This window comes from Eubacterium ramulus (assembly GCF_045002895.1).
Lineage (GTDB): Bacteria > Bacillota > Clostridia > Lachnospirales > Lachnospiraceae > Eubacterium_I > Eubacterium_I ramulus.
In genome coordinates, this window is sequence record NZ_CP173382.1 from 1312222 (window position 1) to 1335645 (window position 23424).

General features: G+C 38.6%; 23 protein-coding genes and 1 pseudogene. 2 read left to right on the top strand and 22 right to left on the bottom strand.

The window, feature by feature from the left end; translation table 11 throughout:
• Nucleotides 1–20 precede the first annotated feature (20 nt).
• On the bottom strand, nt 21–566 hold the full coding sequence (gene yfcE, locus ACIRUQ_RS06185) for a phosphodiesterase (protein WP_022035650.1): 546 nt from the start codon (nt 564–566) through the stop codon (nt 21–23).
• 110 nt (nt 567–676) lie between these two features.
• The gene (locus tag ACIRUQ_RS06190; protein ID WP_021738688.1) at nt 677–1477 is read right to left on the bottom strand and encodes an MBL fold metallo-hydrolase; all 801 of its coding nucleotides are present in this window, start codon (nt 1475–1477) and stop codon (nt 677–679) included.
• Between the two features lie 149 nt (nt 1478–1626).
• Here ACIRUQ_RS06190 and ACIRUQ_RS06195 point away from each other — a divergent pair, with 149 nt between their 5' ends.
• Entirely contained in the window at nt 1627–2109 is a 483-nt protein-coding gene (locus ACIRUQ_RS06195; protein ID WP_022035651.1) for a GNAT family N-acetyltransferase, read from the top strand.
• Nucleotides 2110–2241: 132 nt separating this feature from the next.
• On the opposite strand, the gene ACIRUQ_RS06200 is transcribed toward ACIRUQ_RS06195, so the two are convergent.
• The 16 genes and pseudogenes from ACIRUQ_RS06200 to ACIRUQ_RS06275 all read right to left on the bottom strand — a co-directional run bounded on the left by ACIRUQ_RS06200 (nt 2242) and on the right by ACIRUQ_RS06275 (nt 15461).
• On the bottom strand, nt 2242–2808 hold the full coding sequence (locus ACIRUQ_RS06200) for a DUF1287 domain-containing protein (protein WP_404856539.1): 567 nt from the start codon (nt 2806–2808) through the stop codon (nt 2242–2244).
• A gap of 142 nt (nt 2809–2950) precedes the next feature.
• Nucleotides 2951–3595 carry a chloramphenicol acetyltransferase gene (locus tag ACIRUQ_RS06205; RefSeq protein ID WP_021738685.1) on the bottom strand — a complete coding sequence of 215 codons (645 nt, stop codon included), beginning with the start codon at nt 3593–3595 and terminating at the stop codon, nt 2951–2953.
• A 79-nt stretch (nt 3596–3674) separates the two neighbouring features.
• A complete protein-coding gene (locus ACIRUQ_RS06210; protein WP_021738684.1) occupies nt 3675–5105 on the bottom strand; it encodes a DNA/RNA helicase domain-containing protein in 1431 nt (476 codons plus the stop codon).
• A 66-nt stretch (nt 5106–5171) separates the two neighbouring features.
• On the bottom strand, nt 5172–6116 hold the full coding sequence (locus tag ACIRUQ_RS06215) for a DMT family transporter (protein ID WP_021738683.1): 945 nt from the start codon (nt 6114–6116) through the stop codon (nt 5172–5174).
• A gap of 317 nt (nt 6117–6433) precedes the next feature.
• Nucleotides 6434–6571, bottom strand: coding sequence for a hypothetical protein (locus ACIRUQ_RS06220; protein ID WP_242831189.1), 138 nt, complete (start codon nt 6569–6571; stop codon nt 6434–6436).
• A gap of 117 nt (nt 6572–6688) precedes the next feature.
• Nucleotides 6689–7621, bottom strand: a complete 933-nt coding sequence (locus tag ACIRUQ_RS06225; protein WP_021738681.1) for a hypothetical protein — start codon at nt 7619–7621, stop codon at nt 6689–6691.
• Nucleotides 7622–7795: 174 nt separating this feature from the next.
• Complete coding sequence (locus ACIRUQ_RS06230; RefSeq protein WP_021738680.1) at nt 7796–8371, bottom strand: sugar O-acetyltransferase; 576 nt, start codon at nt 8369–8371, stop codon at nt 7796–7798.
• A gap of 50 nt (nt 8372–8421) precedes the next feature.
• Nucleotides 8422–8655, bottom strand: coding sequence for a HipA domain-containing protein (locus ACIRUQ_RS06235; RefSeq protein ID WP_021738679.1), 234 nt, complete (start codon nt 8653–8655; stop codon nt 8422–8424).
• A gap of 44 nt (nt 8656–8699) precedes the next feature.
• Nucleotides 8700–8867 (bottom strand): hypothetical protein, encoded by a 168-nt coding sequence (locus ACIRUQ_RS06240; protein WP_021738678.1) that lies wholly within the window; start codon nt 8865–8867, stop codon nt 8700–8702.
• A 13-nt stretch (nt 8868–8880) separates the two neighbouring features.
• Nucleotides 8881–9816 (bottom strand): DUF1848 domain-containing protein, encoded by a 936-nt coding sequence (locus ACIRUQ_RS06245; protein WP_021738677.1) that lies wholly within the window; start codon nt 9814–9816, stop codon nt 8881–8883.
• A 195-nt stretch (nt 9817–10011) separates the two neighbouring features.
• Nucleotides 10012–10615 (bottom strand): annotated as a pseudogene (locus ACIRUQ_RS06250) (YibE/F family protein).
• A complete protein-coding gene (locus tag ACIRUQ_RS06255) occupies nt 10609–11217 on the bottom strand; it encodes a YibE/F family protein (RefSeq protein WP_082432907.1) in 609 nt (202 codons plus the stop codon). Before ACIRUQ_RS06255 ends, ACIRUQ_RS06250 begins: the two are co-directional and overlap by 7 nt.
• A gap of 154 nt (nt 11218–11371) precedes the next feature.
• The gene (locus ACIRUQ_RS06260) at nt 11372–12478 is read right to left on the bottom strand and encodes an RNA-guided endonuclease TnpB family protein (protein WP_055291234.1); all 1107 of its coding nucleotides are present in this window, start codon (nt 12476–12478) and stop codon (nt 11372–11374) included.
• Entirely contained in the window at nt 12475–12882 is a 408-nt protein-coding gene (tnpA, locus tag ACIRUQ_RS06265) for an IS200/IS605 family transposase (RefSeq protein ID WP_055196676.1), read from the bottom strand. The genes ACIRUQ_RS06260 and tnpA overlap by 4 nt, the downstream gene beginning before the upstream one ends.
• A 271-nt stretch (nt 12883–13153) precedes the next feature.
• Entirely contained in the window at nt 13154–14494 is a 1341-nt protein-coding gene (locus ACIRUQ_RS06270; protein WP_070103954.1) for an IS30 family transposase, read from the bottom strand.
• Between the two features lie 544 nt (nt 14495–15038).
• The gene (locus ACIRUQ_RS06275) at nt 15039–15461 is read right to left on the bottom strand and encodes a Fur family transcriptional regulator (protein WP_021740704.1); all 423 of its coding nucleotides are present in this window, start codon (nt 15459–15461) and stop codon (nt 15039–15041) included.
• Nucleotides 15462–15768: 307 nt separating this feature from the next.
• Between ACIRUQ_RS06275 and ACIRUQ_RS06280 the strand changes: the two genes are divergently transcribed.
• Entirely contained in the window at nt 15769–17166 is a 1398-nt protein-coding gene (locus tag ACIRUQ_RS06280; protein WP_055291292.1) for a sodium-dependent transporter, read from the top strand.
• Nucleotides 17167–17431: 265 nt separating this feature from the next.
• Here the strand turns inward: ACIRUQ_RS06280 and ACIRUQ_RS06285 are convergent, their stop codons facing one another.
• Genes ACIRUQ_RS06285 through ACIRUQ_RS06300 form a run of 4 tightly spaced genes read right to left on the bottom strand, consistent with a single transcriptional unit; the run spans nt 17432 to nt 23407 of the window.
• Entirely contained in the window at nt 17432–19303 is a 1872-nt protein-coding gene (locus ACIRUQ_RS06285; protein WP_055291289.1) for a Xaa-Pro dipeptidyl-peptidase, read from the bottom strand.
• A gap of 1 nt (nt 19304) precedes the next feature.
• Nucleotides 19305–20579 carry a nitrate/nitrite transporter gene (locus tag ACIRUQ_RS06290; protein WP_021740701.1) on the bottom strand — a complete coding sequence of 425 codons (1275 nt, stop codon included), beginning with the start codon at nt 20577–20579 and terminating at the stop codon, nt 19305–19307.
• Between the two features lie 24 nt (nt 20580–20603).
• Nucleotides 20604–22115, bottom strand: coding sequence for a carboxypeptidase M32 (locus ACIRUQ_RS06295; RefSeq protein ID WP_055291286.1), 1512 nt, complete (start codon nt 22113–22115; stop codon nt 20604–20606).
• Nucleotides 22112–23407, bottom strand: a complete 1296-nt coding sequence (locus tag ACIRUQ_RS06300) for an MFS transporter (protein ID WP_207642795.1) — start codon at nt 23405–23407, stop codon at nt 22112–22114. The genes ACIRUQ_RS06295 and ACIRUQ_RS06300 overlap by 4 nt, the downstream gene beginning before the upstream one ends.
• Nucleotides 23408–23424 lie beyond the last annotated feature (17 nt).

The window sequence follows — 23424 nt, forward strand, 5'->3', positions numbered from 1 at the left end:
CAAATAGCTACATAAAAAAATCAGTTAAAGCAATACCGCATCTGTTCTGTTCCCTGTAAATTTTTCCATATAAATTTGCCATTTTCATATATCATATATCCATGCCAACTTTCCTCTTTTGGAATAGAAACAGATCCGGGATTCATGTAAATATAATCCGGATGTTCCACACATTTTGGTACATGGGTATGTCCATTCAGCAAAATATCTCCTTTCTGAAGAGGTGGCAGATTGCCCTCATTAAAATGATGACCATGTGTGGCATAAATTACATTTTTCTCATCTGCGATTACACAATAATCTGCCAGAACCGGGAACTCCAGCACCATCTGGTCTACTTCCGTATCACAATTTCCCCGCACACAGAGAATATCCTGTTTGTGTTGATTTAAAAGTGCGATCACTTCCTTTGGATTGTAGTCTTTTGGCAGATCATTTCTGGGGCCGTGATATAAAATGTCTCCCAGTAATAATAATCTGTCTGCCTTTTCCCTGCTGTATGCTTCCAGCAGTTCTCTGCAATAATATGCTGATCCATGAATATCTGATGCGATCATCCATTTCATAAATAATATCCTCCACGTATCCTATTTATTAAGTCTATCTATATTATTATGTTTATGTTCTTTTTGTTTTTATAAAAATAGTGACTAGATAACGTTTCCTTCTATTTTCTTTAGAGAACCAGCGTCTCTAAATCTTCCGGCACAAAAATAATTCCATTGAAATACTTTCGTCCTTCATTTTGATAAAGTTCTTTTCTTCGTAGCAGATTTATGTCTTCCGTATGATATAACAACAGATTTTTTACATGCAATTCTTCTGCCAGTTTGCTTGCATCTGCCACTGTGGAATGATGCTTTTCATACGGATGAAAAATATCTGCTTCGCTCTCCAGACAAAATGCTTCATGCAATAACCATGTGCTGTTCTCTGCAAACTGTTTTTCACATGGATTATATGGCTCATCACCGCAACAGGTAAGTTTTTCTCCATTACCAAGTTCCATGCAGAAACCGAATTGTTTCGCTTTCGTTGACTGGATATCGAAAAACGTAACTTTTTTAGATAAAATGCTGACAGACTCATCATCTGCAACGGGAATGAGATGCAGTCGTTTTCCAATAAACGCAACATCTTTCTTTTGCAGAAGTTTCACTGCCAGATTTTTCAGCAGTTCAATTAATTCTTCATGCGCATAGACCGTGGCCTCACCTTCATATTCGCCCTGTCTCATGTGCTGACAGATCATACGCAACATCCAAATGATACCGGTAATATGATCAATATGCTTGTGCGTCACAAAAATGGTTTTGATGTCCTTCCAGTTGATTCCGGCGTGTTTTAACTGATGCAGTATCGTACTTCCTCCACCACCGTCTACCATAAAATATTGCTGATCTTCCTGTAATACAAAGCAGGTGTTGTAGCACTCCGTCACAAGCGCACTTCCGGTTCCAAGCATTGTGAGTTCCATAATTTTCTCCTTCTGAATCCAAAAACTATAGGGATATTATAACACATATGATTTGCAAATACATTTTTTTCCATTCCTCTACTACACATTGCCAACATGCAATGTTATAATAGAGAAACATGATACTAAAATATTTTTGAGGTGAAAAAATGACCATACGAACTGCTACTATGAATGACTTAAATGCGATCACTGCTGTGGAAGCAGAATGTTTTCCAGCGGCAGAAGCGGCTTCCAGAGAAGAATTTTCCAAACGACTGACATATTATAACGACCATTTCTGGTTGATGTTTGATGAAGATAAACTCATTGCCTTTGTGGATGGATTTGTAACAGATGAAGAAACTCTGACCGACGAAATGTTCCATGACGCTTCCCTGCACAACCCTAACGGCGCATGGCAGATGATTTTTGGTGTAAATACGATTCCTGATTATCGCAAACATGGCTATGCCGGTGAACTGATCAAATCCTGCATTGCAGACGCAAAAGCACAGGGCCGAAAAGGACTTGTTCTGACCTGCAAAGAAAAATTGCTGCACTACTATGCAAAATTCGGTTTTGTAAATGAAGGACTTTCTGAATCCGATCATGGCGGCGCAGAATGGTATCAGATGCGTATTACATTTTAAAAAGGAGCCATTTTCGGCTCCTTTTACTTCCTGCTTATAGGACTTAATTCCGGGTAGCTGACGTTAGCCTTATATGACATTCTACTTCCAACGATAATGTCCCACAATATCATCCCGTTTTTCCAAAATATCCTATTCATAGGATTTCTGCCACGGATCATTGTGATGAATCACATATGAAACACCATTTTTATTTCTCCGGTCTGAAACAATCCCGATATGCTTTTGAAAAATGATGATATCTCCGCCCTGCCACTGCTCTGTTTTGGAAACATCGGTGGTCAGGCTTTCTCCATTATTGGCAAAAAACACCTGTAGATTTTTCACTCTGCGAAAGTCAATGTTTGAATCTGGCTCTTGGATATCATAATCTTCCGGATGATTCTGAATGTCTTCATTTACAAGCTGCATCAGATCATAACCGGCAGCCTGCATTGCAAATGCTACCACATCCGTACACACACCATAATTATCATTCGAATAACCACTGTTATAATATTTACTCTTATACTTCGGTTTTGTGTTAATATAATTCAAAGCTCCCTGAAGGATGTCTGTCTGATCGTCAATGCCATCCTGATCATAATCTATGGAGCTGTGCACTTGTTCATATTTTTGTTCGGATAAATCAGCTAATCTTTTCGGAGAAGTATGCTGATATCGAAGGAAAATGCCAATAACTATGACGACTACTATCACAAGTATAATAAAAATAAATTTCTTCTTTTTCATATAATCTAACCTATAATTTGTACAAGTCCAAGTTTCATGTGTTCTTCTCTCCAATTCTTTGTAAATGGTGGATCTGCCAAGTTTGTCTGCTATTAGAATATCAACAATCTCAATTTTTGAGTGCATTTATTTCGTTTTGCAGATATTCAAAAAATAACCCGATATGATAGCCATCCGCTACAGCATGAGCAATCGTAATATTTACGGGCATATCTATTCTATTACCATTCTTTTCATATTTTCCCATCGTAATAATTGGGAAAAAAGCCGGTTCCCCATTTGCCACTCTGCTTCCATAACCAGTAAAAGCCGTCCAAGGTGTACAGGAGATACAATAAAAATTTGCCGGTTGTTGTTCTTTTACTTTAATTCCTTTTTTGTCCTTATAAGTATGCATATCTGTTGTTATATTCTGAAAGCATTTTTCAAAATCTTCCTCATATTCCGACCAGCAATCGGAAAAAGTTTTGTCATCCTGATGAAAAATTGTATAATTTGGATTTATTTTATCCCATACGCATAAATTTCCTTTGTTGTCCCGAAACATCTTGAAATTTTCTATTTTATTAAGAACTTTGGTAACAATATATATTACAGTCGGATAAAATTTGTAGTTGTGAATATAGCAGAAATCCAATAAATTTTTAACATCAATTGGTGCTGTCATATTTACTTCTATTTTCAATTTTTCTGTATAATACCGATAATGTTCTTTACGCACCCAATTTTCAATATCTATCTTTTTAAAATTCATAAATCATGCCATCCCTTTTCATTTAGTTCTCTCCATTCGTTCACTTGACGCGGGGGAATGCTTATTTTGCGTTCAAATTTTATTTCATATCAAGTAAAATACCATACACCGTTTCGTTCCCCTTAACTACAAAAGTCAGATTTTCCTTTGCCTGATTCAACAGGTGAAATAAGCTCCGTACTTCAGATTGTCCATTTCGCATCGGATGTATGGATCTGAAATACAGTTCATCGTCATAGTAATAACGTTCATCTAACACTACAACCATTTTCACCGTATCACAAATCGCTGTAACCCCAAGCTCTGCCCTTTCCATCTGCGGAAAATGATATCCCTGCCGTATGTAATCCCGCACCAATATATCTGCTTCTTTTGCATCATTTGCATACACCACAGACACATGCGGAAATTCATTTTGATTTTTCCTTACAGGCAAGTGCATCATATTTTGAATAAAAGAAGAAAGTTCCGCATTAGTTCGAATCCGATTTGTCAAGCGGAAGGTCTGTAGGTTCGGCAGTTCTTCCATTCGTTTCATGGTACTCTGATCTATTTCTTTCGGTGAGATCATTTCTTCTGAATCACTGGAAAAAATGATCGGACGATCTTCACTCATATTCAGTAATACATTTAATTTTTCAACCGAAAGCAGATGTGCCTCATCCACCAATATTGCATGATAATCCTCTAACGAAAATTGTGTTTCCAACTGATTATCTGACAAAAAATCAATTCGCTGTAAACGTTTATGTAAAATTTCCCATTTCTTTCCTGCTTCCCCACAATGAATGATACAGACCTGCTGTCGGTTGGATAGTTTCATGGCAATATCATAAAGAAGCAATGTCTTTCCGGTCCCAGGCAGACCACTGAAAGAAAAATATCCGGTCTGTTCCTCGCAGATTTTCTTTAAAATCTGACGTTTGATATCCCGCTGCTGTGCCGTCAGAAAATATTCTTTGTTTAAAAATCGATTCGGTTCTGTCAACGGCGAAAACAGATACCATTCTGCCCGAAACAGATTTTCAATATCACCAGAATAGTCCTTGCCCTCTTTTTGCAAAGCCGCACACAACTGATTCCAACTTGCCTCTATTACATGATCGTGATTTGTCAACCGCATCAGGCGATTCTGACTGCTGATATAAGTATAAGACTGAATCGGTTTACCAAGTGCGGACAGATAATATCGATTTTGAATTAATTGTTTTTGTATCGCTTCCTCAGAAACTGCTCCACTTTTCAGCTCAATGTTGATGATCTGATTTTCTCTGATCTGCAACAAATCAAATTCTTTGCCTAGACGTGGAATCTGAAAAGAATAAAACAGTCGAAGTGCTGATACATCCTGCATATGAAGTTCCAGCCGCTCCACCAGTGCGCGCATACTTTCCAGTTCCCACTCTTTCATTTTCAGCATGTGTTCTCTGCCGGATAACTGCTGCTCCAGTTTTTGTAAATGTTCAATATTCTGTTTTCTGGTTAATGCATAAATAGATATTGATTTCATAAATTACCCTTTATTTATTGTACAAAGATTTACTGCATTGTATCATTTTATGATTTCATTTCACTGTTACAATAATTTTATTAAAGTAGCACCAAACACCATCACGCAAACACCAACGATTTTCTGTACATTCATCGTTTTTTTCGGAGATTCAAATAACCCGAAATGATCTACTAGTATGCCGCCGGTTGTCAGACCGATCAGAATAATGATGACTGCCAGTCCCGTTCCAAAAATTTCTGCCAACTCTACGTTTGCAAGTACATAAATGCCACCGAATACGCCTCCGATCCACATCCACCATGGATTTTTCTCATTCATATGTTCCCGTGTCTGCACCACCGCACATTTCCCCTGCATCAATCGTAAACCGATGCAAATAACGCATAAACAGCTTAATCCAACTGTAAATGAAATAGCAGACGCTTTGATCGGAGAATCGACAACTTTTCCCAGATGTCCGTTAATGGCAGTCTGCACACCACTTAATGCACCGGACAATACACCAAATATTCTCCATAGCCAGATATCCGCATGTGCATTTTCTTTCGGATTATTTTTGCCGGCTTCTCTTTTTGCCAGAGATACAATTACTACGCCAGCTACAACCAAAACCGCTCCAAAGATCCGAAATACGGAAATCGGTGTTTTCAATGAATAAAAGAATCCAAAATGATCAATTACCAGCCCCACCAGAATCTGCCCCAGAACCGGCAGTATAACCGCAAGCGTTCCGCCCAATTTTGCAAACAGTAAAATATTTCCAGTAACATATATAAAACTACAGATTCCACCAAACCAAATCCAGACTGGCTCATGCAACATTTTATCAAATGGAATATGTACACCCTGTCCTAAAATCAATAATAACAATACTAAAAATATCAATGAAACTGCAAAAGATACAAGCGATGCCCGATAAGGGGAACCTACTTTTTTCCGTAATCTTGCATTGATGCTTGTTTGAATCGGGACACCAATACCTGCCAGTATTCCAAAAATAATAGACATTTTCCAACCTCTCCTCTACTTCCTATTTTCTATCATACACCAAAAAAGACTATAAACCAAACTGTTATGTTCAGAAACAGTAAAATTTATAGTCTTCTTTTATGTTGAGACAAACTTATTATTCATTTATTTCATGTATTTTTTTATATTAACGATGTTATATGTATTTGTCAATCATTTATAGCATTTCGCCTTCATATACCATTCCAGGAAGGCATCTAACGTAAGCATATTATCCAGATCCAATGTTCTACTGATAACTTTTCTTTCTCAAATTCACGGTCAGTTTTGATTCTATCATATAGTAATCCACTCAATCATACATATTTTCCCATATCATATGCCTGTTGTAAAACCTGTGGACATTCTTTTACCAATCCGGCCTCCATGATATTTGGCGCATAAATTCTTCCCTTCACCACAGAATGATCCAAATGCTCCACAAATCCATCCAAATCTCCAAGGGAACGTTCAATGATATCTGTTCCAAGTCCTGCTGAAACAATATAATAAACATCCTTATGTCCAAGATTTTGCCAGATTGGATATGTTCTGTCGATACTTTTTGTTTATTAAAATAAATCCAACATACTATCCAGATAAATTGCTTCTCTGACCTGCAGTTGATACTCTGGTTTGGTCATATAATACAATAAAAATTCTAATACAATGGCACTACCTAATCCACGGCCTTCAATTTTAAAATTTGTAAATCCCATTGGCACATACACATTCTGAATATCGCCAATACTGATAAATGCTGGATTTTTCATCGCCTCTGAAAAACGATATCCATATGCAGCATTTGGTGCTGTACAACGATGATCTGGACAGTTTTCATCCAGATTTTGTAGACTGACCGTCTCATAACATTTCCTTCTATCTTTGCAGCCAATCCAACAACACTCATTGCACAAAAATTCTACTTTGTCTTTTCCTGATAGCGTCAATGTATTTAACTGATCAAAGGATTTATTTAATCGAAAATCAGGTACGATATACTGAAACTCTTTTCGTTTTACTTCTTCCGCAAATTCGTGAAAATCGGTCAATACTTTCGTTGTGGAAGATACTAAATAAAGATTCGGATAGTTTTGTTTTAAATAATCCACCAGTAATTCTGAATGGACGATAACACCATTTTTTACACTATTATTATCTGAATTACCATCTTCACTTCCTTGCTCAAATAAGGCACATAATTCGTTGCACTTTCTATCTGATAAATGTGCTTTTCTAAGCATGGAATTACTGAAAGTCAATCGGGCAGATATGCCATATTCATTTATCAATTTTAAAACTTCTTGCGGATTTTCATCTCCACATCCGATTCTTCCACCGCCCCAGAGACAGCCTTCCGGTGCACCGTAAATGGAACTGATCTCGCACCAGTCATAAAAATACTCTCTGTGCTCCTGATAAAGAGGAAGGAATATTCGATACAGATCATAAAATTCAAACAACCCCGGTAAATGATAATATGCTTTTTTCTTAACGACATTCATTTTTCATCACTCATCTATTCAAGAATGCCCTCGGCATTCGTACTGCGAGATGCACGTCATGCAGCGCATGACATATTCTTCTGTGCATCTCTGCAATTCTGCCAGAGGCTATATCAGATGGGAGATTGAGTCCCATTACTGATCTACACTTGTTGTTTACCACCTATAAAGGCGTTATCTCTCATCTGATATATCTTTTATCTTTTTTGCAGGAACTCCGGCATAGACGGTATTCTCCGGCACATCTTTTGTTACCACAGATCCGGCACCTATTACAGCGCCATTTCCAATAGACACTCCTGCTAAAATAGTCGCATTTGATCCAATCCAGACATTTTTACCTATGTGAATTGGTTGTGCAATCATTGATGCGCGCTTCGTCGGATTCATATCATGATTTAATGTCGCAATCACTACATTATGACCAATCAGGGCACCATCATCGATAAAAATACCTCCCTGATCCTGAAACTTACACCCACTGTTAATAAACACATTTTTTCCGATGTGGATATTAATTCCACAGTCCGTATAAAATGGTGGAAAAATTCCAAATGTTTCATCAATTTCTGACTGCGTCAGTTTACTCATCAAGCTTCGCAATTCTTCTGGTGTATGATAATTGTAATTCATTTCACATGTTAGTTTCATTGCACGTTGGGAAAATGCATGGAACTCCAGATGCAAAGGACTTCCACCACCAATATAAGATTCGTTTTTTATTGTATTTCTAAATTCTTCTGCTGTCATTCTCGTTACTCCATAAAATTCATATTTTAATCTACATTTTTTTCAAATCTTTATTTTAAATACATTTCAAGCATTCCATTTATAGAACTTTTTATCTCAGTTATGATATCCATACAGAGTTCTTTTTTCATTCCAGCCATAGTTCCAACTGCAAGAAGCTCTTTCTTTCCAGGATTACGACCATTTCCATCTACCGTAGTCGTATGTTCCCCATAATATGTGTTGCTGTATGTGAGATCATATGCCGGACTCAATCGCCAGCTATCTGCAGATTCATCATACAAATACAGGGAGATACGCTATCATATCTCCCTTAAAATCATTCTTTTTACCGTTCAAATGTCTTTCCCATGCTGAACTGCTCTAATAATGTACTCATTTCTTCATATTCCTTTCCGTCATTTACTACAAATATTGTATTTACTTCCAATTGAAGTGCCATCATTAGATTCATTGTATTTATACTATTGATGGCAGCCATTGTTGATACATTCATATTGCACCTCGCTTTACATAAAATCAGCCAATGTCATCTGACCATTGATCCAGCTTTTCTGCTCCGCCTTATGCACCCTATCATCCGGCATCCGATTTCCAATCAAAAACGGTGAGGTCGGATCATGTCTGGCATAATTTGTATTTACCGTATCCGCATCATAATTTGCATAACAATACCGACACAGATGCAGACAAGTATTATAGGCTCCGATATCTGCTCCCAACAAACAGGCACATTCTTTCCGAAGCTGATTTCTCTTTGGAAAATCCATGCTTGTATGCAATGCCTGTTCATAAATCTGTTCTGTCATGCATCCGCTGCAGTCTGCTCCATATACTGCCAGTTCGTCACCTTCTCCACATGGGCGGACCGTCATACCATGTTCTGCTGCAATCTCAATCATTGCCTTACCAAGATACAGACGTTCTTCTTTTTCCACTGCCCGCACTTCCGGGAAATTCTTTCGCACTTTCTGATACAGATCAATAAAGCTGATCACACAGTTTTTGGTATATCCTTCCAGTACAGATGCAATATGCGTGAATTGCCGGATATGATAATCTGCCGTATAAGTGTCATCCCCAACAATGGGATCATATCTCCAGCCAATTGAATCAATTCCTACAATCTCAGATAATTTCTGAAATGACAAAAGCACATGCTCTTTATCCGGAACCATCGGTTCAATTTCTTTTCCATAAGGTGTAATTGTTACATACCAATACATGCCATATGGCTGCAATAAATCCATATATTTTAGCATTGGTTCCGGATTCTTTGTACAAAATCCGATCAGATCTACAACGGAAGGATCTAAACTGTATTCCGTCACTTGAATTGGATTATAGGGATTTCGCACACAGACAAATCCTTCCCGTATTCTGTTCGCAAACCAGTCTGCATAAAATGCTGGAATGTCAGTACGCATCCCTGTATGAATAATCATAATTTCTGTCCTTTGCAAAATATAGTATAAAGACAGTATAGCATAAAATTTTCTGTTTTACTGTATATAAAATTCGTACTTTTTCAAAAATTTCACCATATTTGTACGGTAATTATTTTTATATATACAAAAACAGACCCACATTTTTGCGAATCTGCTTTTTCACCTGTATATTCTTCTTTCTAAAGTTGTAATTTATCTGTCATGGTTTCCTCCACATAATTTTTTCATTAATAAAGTAGATATCGGTATGACAAGTACACAGGACAGTGCTCCAAAAATCATAAAAATACAATTTTGAAACAAAAGCCTGGAATTTAACAGAATCCCCAAGGATTGTTTTTGCATTCGCAAGTATGCAAACAAAATCATGGATTCACCAAGATAAGCAAACAGTAACGTATTAACCGTTGTTCCCAATATGCTTTTTCCAATCTGCATTCCACTCTGAAACAGTTCTGTGTTACTCATATCTGGTTTATGTATCTTCACTTCATAGAGTGAAGTAGAAACAGTCAATGCCAATTGCAAAAAACAAAATGAATATTGTAATAAGCACTGCCGTAAACGCAGATAGCGTTTTTCGGTTTATTCCGTTTTGGTAAAACAACGTAATGCAACAAATAACCACACTGAGACAAATCGTCACTGGAAAAACCGGTACTCCGCTGGCAATAAGCCAGATCGCAATGCACAGAATAAGCAGGTTCCCTGCCAATGCAATTAGAGACATCACTCCTCTGTCGCCCCCGACAATGGCAATCAAAGCAACCAATATTAAACCAAATATCACTAACATAACGTTGTCCTCTTTTTCAAATTACTTTTTAATATTCCGGAGGTAATTAGCACGGAAACTGGTATTGCAAGTACAATACCGATACTTTCCACAAAAAAGCGGCAAAGTTCACACGGAATATGCAAACGAATAATTGTCAGAAACGATACATCATTATTCATACGAATCAGGCACATTGGTATCAATCCACTGATAAACACAAACAGCAATATATTAATCATCGTCCCCATAATATCATGTCCGATTTCTCTGCCTGATCGAAACAGCTGCCGAAATGATATTTCTGGTTTCAGCTTTATAATTTCACTTAATGCAGTTGATATATCTACCGCAACATCCATAATGGCACCCAGCCCGGACAGTAATATTTCTGCATAAAATATTTCTTCCGGATTATCGATACTTCTGAGATCCAGATATTCCATAGTAGAAAAATCCAGTTCTTCTGTATGATGTACAACCAGGGAGAAAACTGTCATAACCATTGCCAGCACACAGAGCGTAGATAAAAGTGCCGATACTGTTTTTTTATTGCATCCATTCATGCAAAACAAGGTAACGATTGCAAAGGCAATCACCATTTTATTGCAGACACGTGACATGCTCCCACCACTTAAATCACAGATTTTGAAGTGGGGGCTTCTTGCTCAATGGCTCTACTGAGCCAAGTATCTACAAGCTATCCTCGCGTGCCCCGCGATTCATTTTTACCCAGTTATGGGATATTTTCATTGTCTGGATACAGACACTTCCCATTTATCCTGCTAACAACATACGACGTGCTTCTTCACGTATATTGATTGCCGCATTCAGATCCCGGTCTATCCGATTTCCACATGTGCAAAGATATACTCTGTCCGAAAGTTTCAGTTCTTTCTTTATATTGCCACATTTACAGCATTTTTTACTGGAAGGAAAAAAACGGTCTACACGTACCAATTTCTTTCCTCTCCATGTCAGCTTATATTCCAGCAATTCCCGAAACTTTCCGTAACCGTTATCCATGACACTTTTTCCAAAATGCATACACTGGCTCATTGCTTTCATATCAATATCTTCTACTGCAACAACATCATATGCCTCTGCTATTTCATGACTCAGTTTATGCAGAAAATCTTTCCTCTGGTTTCGGATTTTTTCATGACATAATGCAACACGTTTTTTCTGTCGGTTATAATTATTGCTTCCTTTCACGCAATGGGATAACTTTCTCTGTTCCCTTGCCAGCCGCTCCTCACTTTTTCTGAAGTATCCTTCATTTTCCTTCTGTATATCTTCAGAAAACACAGCCATCCCATGCATTGCATAATCAATCCCAAGTATCTTTGCGTCTTCATAATCAAATTCTTCTGCTTGGTTTTCACAGTCAGATTTTTCATATAATAGACTTGCATAATACTTTCCGGATGGTTCCATACTTATTGTTACGGATTTCAGGCAATATTTTTCTGGAATATCACGATGTTTTTTCATACGGATCCACTTCAGCTTCGGAAGTTTTATCCGATAATCTTCTACCTGAATATTTCCATTGACCACATTTGTCGTATAACTTTTTCGGATCCTGTGTTTTGATTTGAATTTTGGAAAGCCAATCTTTGGATCCCTGAAAAAATTCTTATATGCCTTTTCCAGATGCAGCTGCACATTTGCAAGTGCCAGGGAATCCACTTCTTTCAAAAATGGATATGCTTTTTTATACATCGCCGGTGTATTTCGCAGCATTTTTTTCGATGCTTCATATTCCCGTATCTTATCATTCAACATCTGATTATATAAAAAACGACAGCAGCCAAATGTTTTTGCGAGCAGGACTTCCTGTTCTCTGTTTGGATATATCCGAAAACGGTAAGCTATATTCATCTTTTTTTCTCTCCCTGCGTCTCGATATAATTACGGATAACATCAATCGGTGCCCCACCCGCTGTCAACAGGCAGAAACTCTGGCTCCAGAATGCTTCCTTCCAAAGTCTTTCCCTGATCTGTGGATATTCCTTTTTTAACAACCGGCTGCTTGCACTTTTATACGCATTGATAAATTTGCTGAGTTCTGATTTTGGCTGTGCCCGAAACATAACATGCACATGATCAACATCATGATTCCATTCTTCCAGTGTGATTCCATAATCAGGTGCAATACGTTCCCAGATCTCTTTTGCACGTTCCGAAATCGGATCATCTATTACGTTTCTTCGGTATTTTACAACCATGATCAGATGATAATACATCAAATATACTGAATGTGCATTATGATCCATTTTGTCCATATAATCAGTCCTTCCTATTCTTTCGACTGATTGCTTGAATGAAAAAGTAAATTCTACTTTTTAGCTTTCTTGAATTTATGCGGGATTAACTTCTACTTTAGGAAGTATACATCCCGCATTTTTTAGTATATAATGTCTTCATACGGTACAGATTGTACGTTTTTCTGCATGAGAAAGAGACATCTGGAAATAGTGTGCGAGACTAAATTCCACATGTCTGTTGGAAAGACTAAATTCTATGCAGTGAAACTTGCCTGTGCTTACACTATTTTTATTTTACTAATGCTGGGATTAGTGTTACTTCATCTGCCGGGATTTCAATTAATCCAAGAGCTTCATGAAGTCTATTATCCAGCAAGATTCGAGACACCTCATATGGACTATGTCCATTGAGGCTGTCTCGTTTTTCACTATTGATATGATTAAGCAATAACAGTGTTGTTTCTTCTGTTATGTTCTCAAAACTTGTTCCTTTAGGAAGAACATATCTTATGTATTCGTGATTTTTTTCAAGCGCACCCTTTTGGTCAGAACGATTAGGATCACAATAATAAATTCGCGTTCTCATTTCACCGTTATCATCACACTCTAAATTCCATCTATCCTGGAATTCATGTCCATTATCTGTGATTATTACCTCAAATAGTTTTTGAAATAATTCAATGCCAAGGACTTCAGTTAAATAGTCAAAAACTTTATTGACCTCATCCTGAGTTTGCTCTTTCAAAAGGAACATAAGCATTAACTTACAGTTTCTAAAAAGCATCGTCAAAAAACATGGTTTTGTGCCTTTAACACCCTCCACTGTATCCATTTCTACGATGTATGTAGGTTTATTTTTATTTATATATTCTTGAAACTCTTTGTAGCCTCTATCTTTTCTAAATGCACGATCTTTTGTACTGGTGGCAGTTTTTTTCTTCCTTGGTTTGTATACGACCTTACGACGTAAATCCATATTTCTGACTTCGAAAACACCACTATCAATATAGGAGTAAATAGTTCTTCTTGAACAAGCAATTTCCTCTGCATGAGAAGCATAGATATGAGCTATTGATTGTCCCTTTTTAATGAGCGGAGACAGCAGGTCATTTAATTTCTGAATGCTTTCAGGCGTTTGATTAATACCTTCTCTGCTTGTCGTTCTCAGTGTCTCATAGGTATCCTGAGCGTACTTGGATGAATATATTTTTCTATCCATCATGCAGTTCGTTTTCTTTGGACAGCCGTTACATGCATATGGAGGCTTAGCAAGTTTTTCACACTGTCTCGGCTTATAGTGGTTACAAATTTCACTGCATCTTGCCTTTCTGCAGTTAACACATTTATGAGTGCACTCATTATCTCCGCATCCATGAAGTATCTTGCATACATTGGCTTTCGGTTTAGAGGTATCGTAATTATTAGCGCAGGGTATAGGTGCAAAGGCATCAGGCTTACGTTCTTTAATAACAGAATGACGTCTTACCTCTTTAGATATAGTGCTAGGATCCTTGTTTAAATCTCTAGCAATAGTTCTAAATGATTCGCCATTATTTAGACCTTGTTCTATACGAATTCTTCCTGATAGATCTATATGCTTCTGATTGCCTTTTGGTCGGTTCTCATTCATAATAACCTCACTTTCTGCACAGGCAGGCAATCAACTGCCTTGACATTGTACAAAAAATGAAGAATAAAATCTATGCAAGAGTTAATTCTACAGACGTAGAATTAACTCTTGCCAGGTAGAATTTACTTTTTCATTCAAGCCTTTCGACTGATTATAGTATACCACACCTTGCGTTGCAGAACAAGTGTTCTGTTTTCTTTTTCTACAATTCATCTCCCACCTGTAGGACGCCACTGAAAAACTGTTTTTGCATACAATATATAGTAGCACAAAACATACAAATATACTTTATCTTGTGCTGTTTTGCACAAAATAAGGACTTTTTCAGTGGCGTCCTGTAGAGGAAGGAGAATTCTTGCTAACTTTTGTTAAATATTTACAATAAGTTGTGCCATACCATCCTCCTACTGCAAAGCCTGTTTTAAGACATCCAGATTACTCTGCATTACAGACAGATATGTAGTTCCGTTTTTAACATCATCAGATGTCGTAGACTGCATGGAATCCAAAGTTAAAAATTTGAAGAATGTTTTCCACTACCTCATTATATTTCTGATTTTTGGCAGTCACTGCATATTCCATAGAAAACGGTACGTAACGGATTTAATTTGAATCCATGATGCTCCTTGATGTGTTGCGTCAGGTTTTCCACTTCGCTGCACTGCAAATGAATGAGTTTCCCGCATTTTTCGCATTTACAATGATACGTCTGCTCTTTACATTCATGTCTGCTATCACCAGTATATTCAAAACACGCACTGCTGCTTCCATCAATCACATATTTAGCAACCAGTCCTTCACTGACCATTTTGTCTAACTGACGATAGACCGTTGTCATACCGACTGCAATTCCTTTTTTCTTAAAATAATCACAGATATCAGCTACTGTAACATGCGTTCCTTCCATTTGTTGAAGGAAATTCAAAATTTCACTCATCTGTTTTGTTTTATATTGTGCTTTTCCCATTGTTATCCCTCTCTAATTTGAAAATTGTTTTCATTTTATCACCATTTTTTCAAATGTCAATATGATTTGAAAATGTTTTTCATTTTCTTGTAAAATTACTGTACTTTGCAGAGATTTAGTGCTATTATGCTTAAGTGGCGATTTTTTCGTTGCCACATTTCAGGAATGCTCTGGAATTTTTGATAAGAAATCTGAAAAGAATATGTCAGCTTTCGCTGACCAGAATCACGCACCAAGTCTCACGTGCGTTCGACTTGAATCTTCTGTGCATTTCTGTGATTTTAAAATTTATGAGGTGAATGAGCTTATGAAACAAAAAAATGGATTTAGTGGCCAGCTCGGATTTGTATTCGCAGCTGCCGGAAGTGCCGTTGGTGTCGGCAATTTATGGAGATTCCCATACCTTGCAGCAAAAGACGGCGGTGGCCTGTTTCTGATCATATACCTGATACTGGTTTTTACGGTCGGCTTCACACTGCTTACTACCGATATTGCCATCGGTCGAAAAACCGGAAAAAGTGCAATTTACGCATATCAGGAAATGAAAAAGAAATGGAAATTTTTAGGTATTCTGACCTTTTTTGTACCCGTACTGATCATGACTTATTATGCTGTCATTGGTGGATGGATCCTGAAATATATTACCATCTATCTGACCGGTTCCGGAAAAGAAGCGGTAGAAAGTAACTGCTTTACAAACTTTATCTCCTCTCCTTCTTCCGTATGGTTTGGTCTGATCTTTATGTTTTTAACAGCGTTGATCGTATATAACGGAGTGGAAAAAGGCATTGAGCGTGTATCCAAATTTATTATGCCCATACTTTTACTGATGGTAGTCGGAATCGCGATCTTCTCTCTGACATTAAAACATCCGCTGGAAGATGGAACGGTCAGAACCGGTCTGCAGGGTCTAAAAGTATATCTGACACCTGATGTAAAAGGACTTACGGTAACACGATTTTTACAGATTTCCCTGGATGCAATGAGCCAGTTATTCTTCTCCTTAAGCGTATCTATGGGAATTATGATCACATATGGTTCTTATGTAAAAAAAGATGTAAACTTAAACAAATCTATCTCCCAGATTGAGCTGATGGATACCGGTGTTGCTCTGCTTGCAGGTGTTATGATCATTCCGGCAGTTTATGTATTTTCCGGATTGGACGGAATGTCTGCAGGACCCGGTCTGATGTTTATCTCCCTGCCGAACGTATTTTATTCCATGGGACTGGCAGGAAGACTCATCGGATTGATGTTCTTCATACTGACAGCATTTGCAGCATTGACATCCTGTATTTCCGTATTGGAATCTATTACTGCAAACTGCATGGAATTATTCCATGCCGAACGTAAAAAAGTTACGAGCATTTTGACGGTCATTTATCTGGTTGCAACCGCAATCATTGCAATGGGTTACAGCACGTTTTATGTTGAAGTGCGGCTGCCAAGCGGAAGCACCGGACAGTTATTGGACATCATGGATTATATCAGTAACAGTTTTCTGATGCCGTTTATCGCACTGCTCTCATCCTTTTTGATCGGATGGATCGTAAAGCCATCCTGGATTGCTGCGGAGATGGAGTTAAATGGTAAAACATTCCGCCGAAAAAAACTTTATAATGTGATGATTCGTTATATTATGCCGGTTATTATGTTTATTCTGTTCCTTCAGTCCACTGGATTGCTGAATAAAATTGCAGGATAAATACGATCCTTGATATTATAGTGAAAATCATTTATTTTTCAAAATTTCTATTATTAAGTTTTACTTAACATATCGCAAAGATACAATCGTTTTACTTTTCTTATTATGTATCATATAATCTAATCATAAAAGGACAGAAAAAAGAACGACTGCCGCGAAAGCGGTCAGTCGTTCTTAAAAAACAGTAATTTTATCTCAGAAGAATATGTCAGCTTTCGCTGACCAGAATCACACACCAAGTCTCGCGTGCGTTCGACTTGATTTTTTATCTAACAATTGGCACCATTGCATGAATGCTTGCCTGATCAACGGTAATGGTTGTTACCGTATCCGGTCTCTGTGTCGCCTGTGCATCAATACCATAGAGGATCAATGCGAGTTCATGTCCTTCATCCAGAACGTGATCAGTCGGAACCATATCAATCTCATAATGATAAAATACACCCGGTTTGATTTCTTCCTTTTTCCAGATGCAGGATCTGTTCTGTGCATTTATCCATCCACGAGAGATGACTTTATATTTTGAAGGTTCTGCTTCAAGACCAAAGCTATATGTTCCGTCTGGATGTTTGATTTCTTCTGCGGTAATACGCTTTGCGTCCCCCAGATCAACCAGCATAGCACTCAGGATAGCTGTTTCCCGATCAATTGCAGCATCGAAGGATACTTTTACTGTACCGGAGATTCTGATATTCTCCCCTGACTCTTTTGTATGAGCAGATGTTCCTTTTTCCGCAAACGGATCCCAGATATATTTCATACGGTTTTTGTACTCAGCATCGTCATTTAATACAAGTTCATCAAGCCATGCCCCAAGATTATCTGCTGATCTGTCATATACAGTGCTGGAAAGATCATCCACGATCATGCCTTCACCGGTTTCACTGATTGGGAATGTCTCTGCCTCCCATCCTTTCGGTGGCCATGTGTCAGATGCCATCCATACGGACTGGTCACTACCGCTCTCTACCAGAACTGCAGGCTCTTTCTCAATACCATTATCTACCCCTTTCAGATAATGCTCCAGCCAGCGGTACATAATATCAAGCATGTTGGAATCTTTCAGTGTATGGATATAAACATGCTCACCCTGATGCAGCATCATCTTTGCAGGAATTCCCTGCTTTTCCAGTGCCTCAAAGAACGGAATACACTGATTTGTCTTTACATTCCAGTCATTAATTCCATGAACAATAAAAACAGATGCTTTGATTTTATCTACCAGATTCAGATAATTACGCTCATCCCAGAAACGATTATAATTTCCGGTTGCACGATCCTGTGCCTGGATCATTTCATCCTGAGCTTTTGCATATGCTTCTTTGATATTTTCATAGTCTTCCGGATCTTTTGCACGGCTGAAACAGTATTTTGCAAGAATATTCACGTCGTCTCCCTGCCAGCCAATAGCCGGAAGATTCAGTCCTCCGGTACGATAATATGCATACCAGTTGGAAATGGCGGCTTCCGGAATAATTGTTTTGAGTCCTTCTACGCCTGTAGTAGCCACACCGATACACATAGTACCAAGATAAGATTTTGCAGTCATTGCCACGTTTCCTGTACACCAGGATGCCAAAATTTCAATATTGTCTGTCTTGTTGGTAAATGCGCGGCATCTGCCATTCAGCCAGTCAATAACTGCTTTGAATGCAAGTACTTCTTCTCTGGATCCGGTCAGTGTAAATCCTTCCGAGTCACGGGTTCCGAGACCACCACAAAGAACCGTCGCATAGCCTCTTTCATTGAAGTATTCATATGCTTCGCATACACATTCAAATTCCGGTTCTGCATCAATCGGAGCATGCTCTACGCATCCCATCGTCGGGCGCTCCTCAAATACAGTGGATGTAATTTTTTTCTCATAAGCCTCATAATCGAAGCAGATATCTTCTTCTTTGATATCCTGTGCCGGAAAAGCTTTCACTTCACAATCTACATTGTACGGCACATACCAGTCTTCGTTACATGTCAGCATATATGGATTTGCAACATAAATTGCCGGAACTTTTTTGCCTTCCTCTACTTCCTTCGGAAGTCTGAGATATACGGCAATCAGATCTTTTTTTCCGTCGCCATCGGTATCTACCGGTGTTTCAACATATACTTTTTCTATGATATAAGGTTTTTGATTCATATTATTTATCAGTTTCCTTTGCTTTTCTTTTTTTCAAAAATTTCATCCAGATGCATACAAAAACAACACCTAAAACGAGCATTGCGATCAGGAATCCAAAATACTGTCTGTATCCTGTTACACCCGGATGACCATCGATCAGTGAACCTGCTAACAGAGAGCAGAAGATTTCCGGAAGGAATCCGATGGTTGAAATAATACCTGCAGCTGTACCAGAGTATTTCTCCGGAATAGCACCTTCATCCATCATTGCCCATGTCATTGCATAGTTTACGTTATAGAAAATGTAAATTACAATAAACAGAATTGTAAATGCAATGATACTTCCTGCATTTGTCGGAAGGAGTACGATTCCCAGAGTACCTGCAACCATAACGATAAAGGAGATCAGTAACATTCTTCCTGTACCAACTTTATCTGTGATGAAACCACCACCAACATTACCAAACAGAGAGAACCATCTCTTCATTGCTGCAAGTGTAGCTGCGAATGTTACAGTTGCGCCAAGGATACTTGTTGCATATGGTGTGAAGTAGTAAAGAGACAGTGTAAATACATAGTTGCAGAATGTAACAAATGCGATGATCCAAACTGCCGGAAGTTTCAGAACCTCTCCGATACCTTTAAAAGAAATTCTCTCGCTGGCTTCCATTTTCTGATCTTTTACAGTAAAGAATGCAAGAATACCCATTACAATTGTCAGTACAGAATAGAAAATGATAACATATCTCATACCCTGTGCCTGATTTTCCATCTTTCCTGCACCAATTCTGAATGCAGCAACAGCAGCGATTGCCATCAGAGCAGCAGCGATACCTCTTCCACCTTCAAAGAAACCAAACGCTTTTCCCTGATCTCCGGAATCTGAGAGGATACGAACTGCTTTTACACAAGCCGGCCAGAATGCAAACAAAGAACTGATTCCCCAGAATGCATACAGACATACAAGTGCTTTAAAACCAAGTGGAAGCAGATGTAAGAATCCACCGAGACCTGTTCCGATCAAAGATACCGTCAGGATAATTCGTGTGGAAATACGGTCAGCTACGACACCACCAAATAAGTAAGAAATCATTCCGAAAACCCCAAGTACACTACCGAACACACCCATCTGTGTATTGGTCAGATGGTACGTTTCCAGATAGACATCATAGTAGTCAAAACGGAAATACGGTAATCCATAGATAATTGCACCACCAAAAGCAACAATCAGGATTGCCAGAAAGTTTTTGGACATTTTTTCGCCCAAGCCGATTTTTGCAAGTAACTTGTTCATAATTCTTCTCCTTTTTGTTTATTTTTAGAACAATTTATATACTTCGGAATATTTATTCCGTAAGTAATCAATATAATAAGTGGATGAAAAAGTTCCTCTGCAGACTTTTTCCATCAGCTCCCGACCAGAATAAACTGCGCCGTAGCAATACATATTCTGCGTAAGCCAATCATTGATCTTACCAAATGACTGCTGCTGCATCAACTGATCGAGATCTCCGATTTCCTGTGCCATGACTGCTGCCATCTGTGCAGCCGTAACATTTGCCATAAAATAAGACGGAAAAAATCCAACATATCCTGCAGCCCAGTGAATATCCTGCAACACGCCTTCCCCATCATGCTCCGGTCGGATACTAAGATACTCTTCATATTTACTGCTCCATGCATCTGGCAGATCATCGACATCCAGTGCACCGCTGATCAGATCCTTTTCCAGCTCATATCGGATAATGATATGGAGCAGATAGGTCAGCTCATCTGCTTCCAGCCGGATCAGAGACGGTTGTGCATGATTGACCGCTTCAAATAAATCCTGCGGTGTATATGTTTTCAACTGCGGAAGGATGTCTGTAAGTGGCTCATAAATATATTGCCAGAATCCCTTGCTCCGTCCGATGATATTTTCGTAAAATCTTCCGATTGCTTCCTCTACCGCAAATGTCGGTGATTCGGCAAGCAGGGTTCCCATAAGTTCCCTGCTGATTGACTGCTTATAGACCCCTCGTCCACCACAGTGTAATATATTAAAAATTCCTCCCCAGAAACCATTTTCGGAAAATGTATTGACTACTCTTATATCATCAGGAGAATTTGCCAGGATGGTCGGATGTGAACCGATATCCACCCTTCCGCTGTCAAAGTTGAAACCAATTTTTTTTAAGATCATCGTCCATACGGCCTGCTGTTGTTCACGGCTGACCGGTCCGATGTCAATCTTTTTCGGTGCTGACCCGTTTTTATTTTTTTCCTCAACCTGATTTAGAAGTCCGATCAAAACCGGCTTTAATTGAGCAGTCATCGTATCGATCGTTTCTGTCGTAAGATCTTCTGCGTAATAACCCAAAAGAGCATCATACGGATCTTTTTCATATCCCCAGTATTCCGCAAAATTACGGAATGTTTTGAAAATCCGGGCCAGATACGGTCGAAAATAACTAAAATCATTCTTTTCTTTTGCCTCTGCCCATACCTGTTCCGAAACAGCAATCAGCTGCACATACTTCTGATACTCTGCTTCCGGTACAGCTCGGATACTTTCAGAATTACGGATCAATCTTCTGATCATGGCATTGGTGACAAAATCATTTTTCGCATTTCCATTAAAAAATCGAATCAGCTTCTGAAACCTGCTATCGGAAAGCAGCCGATACTGCTCTCCTGCCAGAAAAGACATGACCTTGCTTCGATATTCAATCGCATTTCTTGGCATATAAGTGATTTTATCCCAGTAAATAAGCGCATCTGTGGTATATTTGTAATATTCTATTTTTTCAATCATTCCCTTCAGCTCTGTAAGCTGTGACTGATAGGTCATTCTTCTGCCTCTTTTCTGTTATATTTCTTAAACAAAGTAATGATTACAAGCGCTGCAACAAAATATAAACCGGCGGCAATATAATAGGCTGTCCGATATCCTTCCTGTGTCGTAAAAAGGATGCTTCCTGTAAAATGACCGCTGATGATACTGACAATCCCGGCAATAAAGTTCACAACCGAAGTGAAAGCCGGGCGCAGATTTTTCGGTGCAAGCATCATCGAAAGTGCGCTGTCTGCAGGACTTCCGAGATTGGCAAGACCGGCTCTCATAAACAGACCAATTCCTACCATTGGGATCATGGCTTTTCCGAAACGATTGCCGTTTGCAATGATCAGCATAAACGGTATCGATAAAAGTACCGTAAAACAGATGGTTCCCACCGTTCCCATTTTTTTTACAACAAATGGTGTAAACAGCATAAACAACACAATTGCCGCATAGGAAATAGATACCAACAGCGAAGATGTTGCTTTATCTATGTGCAGGTTACGGTTCAGGAATACGGTATAGTAAGAAGTAAATAATCCCATCGCAAAGGAAATCAGTGCCCAGTAGATCAAATACATCATGGCATCTTTCCGGAACAGCACACTTAAGATATCACGGGCTCTTTCCGGAAGGCTCTGTTTCTTTGTCTGTTGTTCCTCTACAGAAATATAATCTGATTTTTCTTCACGGATAAAGAGAATCGGTACGATCGATAACAATGTCACGACACCGGTAATGATCAATACATCTCTGTTCCCTGCCAGGTACGCATCACGGGTACTTCCGGTCGTTTCTGTAATATACTCGGTCAATTTTCTTGCTCTTTCGAAGGATATACCTGCATGTGAAGAAAATAATTTAACGGTTGCTGCACCTCCAAGGAATGTGGTCAGGAAATATCCAACATATCCCATATAATACGTACGTGTATACCAGTCAATACTCTTCCCACCTGCGCTGCCGGCATATGCTGCCACATAAGGAGCCAGCATAATGAAATGCAGCTGTACTCCGGTCAGTGCAAGAAGCGTTGATAAGTAAAAAATGGTTGCTGACTTGACAAACACAACGCAGAAAAATGCTGCGGATGTCGATGCTGCACAGAACAGCAACAATTTCTTATATCCACTTTTCGGGACAAGCAACAAAATCAATGCGCTCAAAAATGTTGCATATCCGTAAAATGCCCAAAAAGATGTCGCCGTCGGCAATGACACCTCTTGTAGATAATTTACATAAGTATCATATAAAATGCCGCTGGCCAGATTGTTAATAACATAACTGATAATAAATAGTATCAAATTTCTTTTCTGTCTGA

Bases quoted from the DNA above. Each gene is read 5' to 3' on its own strand.
- yfcE (WP_022035650.1), bottom strand. From the start codon at position 566: ATGAAATGGATGATCGCATCAGATATTCATGGATCAGCATATTATTGC.
- ACIRUQ_RS06190 (WP_021738688.1), bottom strand. From the start codon at position 1,477: ATGGAACTCACAATGCTTGGAACCGGAAGTGCGCTTGTGACGGAGTGC.
- ACIRUQ_RS06195 (WP_022035651.1), top strand. From the start codon at position 1,627: ATGACCATACGAACTGCTACTATGAATGACTTAAATGCGATCACTGCT.
- ACIRUQ_RS06205 (WP_021738685.1), bottom strand. From the start codon at position 3,595: ATGAATTTTAAAAAGATAGATATTGAAAATTGGGTGCGTAAAGAACAT.
- ACIRUQ_RS06210 (WP_021738684.1), bottom strand. From the start codon at position 5,105: ATGAAATCAATATCTATTTATGCATTAACCAGAAAACAGAATATTGAA.
- ACIRUQ_RS06215 (WP_021738683.1), bottom strand. From the start codon at position 6,116: ATGTCTATTATTTTTGGAATACTGGCAGGTATTGGTGTCCCGATTCAA.
- ACIRUQ_RS06225 (WP_021738681.1), bottom strand. From the start codon at position 7,621: ATGAATGTCGTTAAGAAAAAAGCATATTATCATTTACCGGGGTTGTTT.
- ACIRUQ_RS06230 (WP_021738680.1), bottom strand. From the start codon at position 8,371: ATGACAGCAGAAGAATTTAGAAATACAATAAAAAACGAATCTTATATT.
- ACIRUQ_RS06240 (WP_021738678.1), bottom strand. From the start codon at position 8,867: ATGAATGTATCAACAATGGCTGCCATCAATAGTATAAATACAATGAAT.
- ACIRUQ_RS06245 (WP_021738677.1), bottom strand. From the start codon at position 9,816: ATGATTATTCATACAGGGATGCGTACTGACATTCCAGCATTTTATGCA.
- ACIRUQ_RS06255 (WP_082432907.1), bottom strand. From the start codon at position 11,217: ATGTCACGTGTCTGCAATAAAATGGTGATTGCCTTTGCAATCGTTACC.
- ACIRUQ_RS06260 (WP_055291234.1), bottom strand. From the start codon at position 12,478: ATGAATATAGCTTACCGTTTTCGGATATATCCAAACAGAGAACAGGAA.
- tnpA (WP_055196676.1), bottom strand. From the start codon at position 12,882: ATGGACAAAATGGATCATAATGCACATTCAGTATATTTGATGTATTAT.
- ACIRUQ_RS06270 (WP_070103954.1), bottom strand. From the start codon at position 14,494: ATGAATGAGAACCGACCAAAAGGCAATCAGAAGCATATAGATCTATCA.
- ACIRUQ_RS06275 (WP_021740704.1), bottom strand. From the start codon at position 15,461: ATGGGAAAAGCACAATATAAAACAAAACAGATGAGTGAAATTTTGAAT.
- ACIRUQ_RS06280 (WP_055291292.1), top strand. From the start codon at position 15,769: ATGAAACAAAAAAATGGATTTAGTGGCCAGCTCGGATTTGTATTCGCA.
- ACIRUQ_RS06285 (WP_055291289.1), bottom strand. From the start codon at position 19,303: ATGAATCAAAAACCTTATATCATAGAAAAAGTATATGTTGAAACACCG.
- ACIRUQ_RS06290 (WP_021740701.1), bottom strand. From the start codon at position 20,579: ATGAACAAGTTACTTGCAAAAATCGGCTTGGGCGAAAAAATGTCCAAA.
- ACIRUQ_RS06295 (WP_055291286.1), bottom strand. From the start codon at position 22,115: ATGACCTATCAGTCACAGCTTACAGAGCTGAAGGGAATGATTGAAAAA.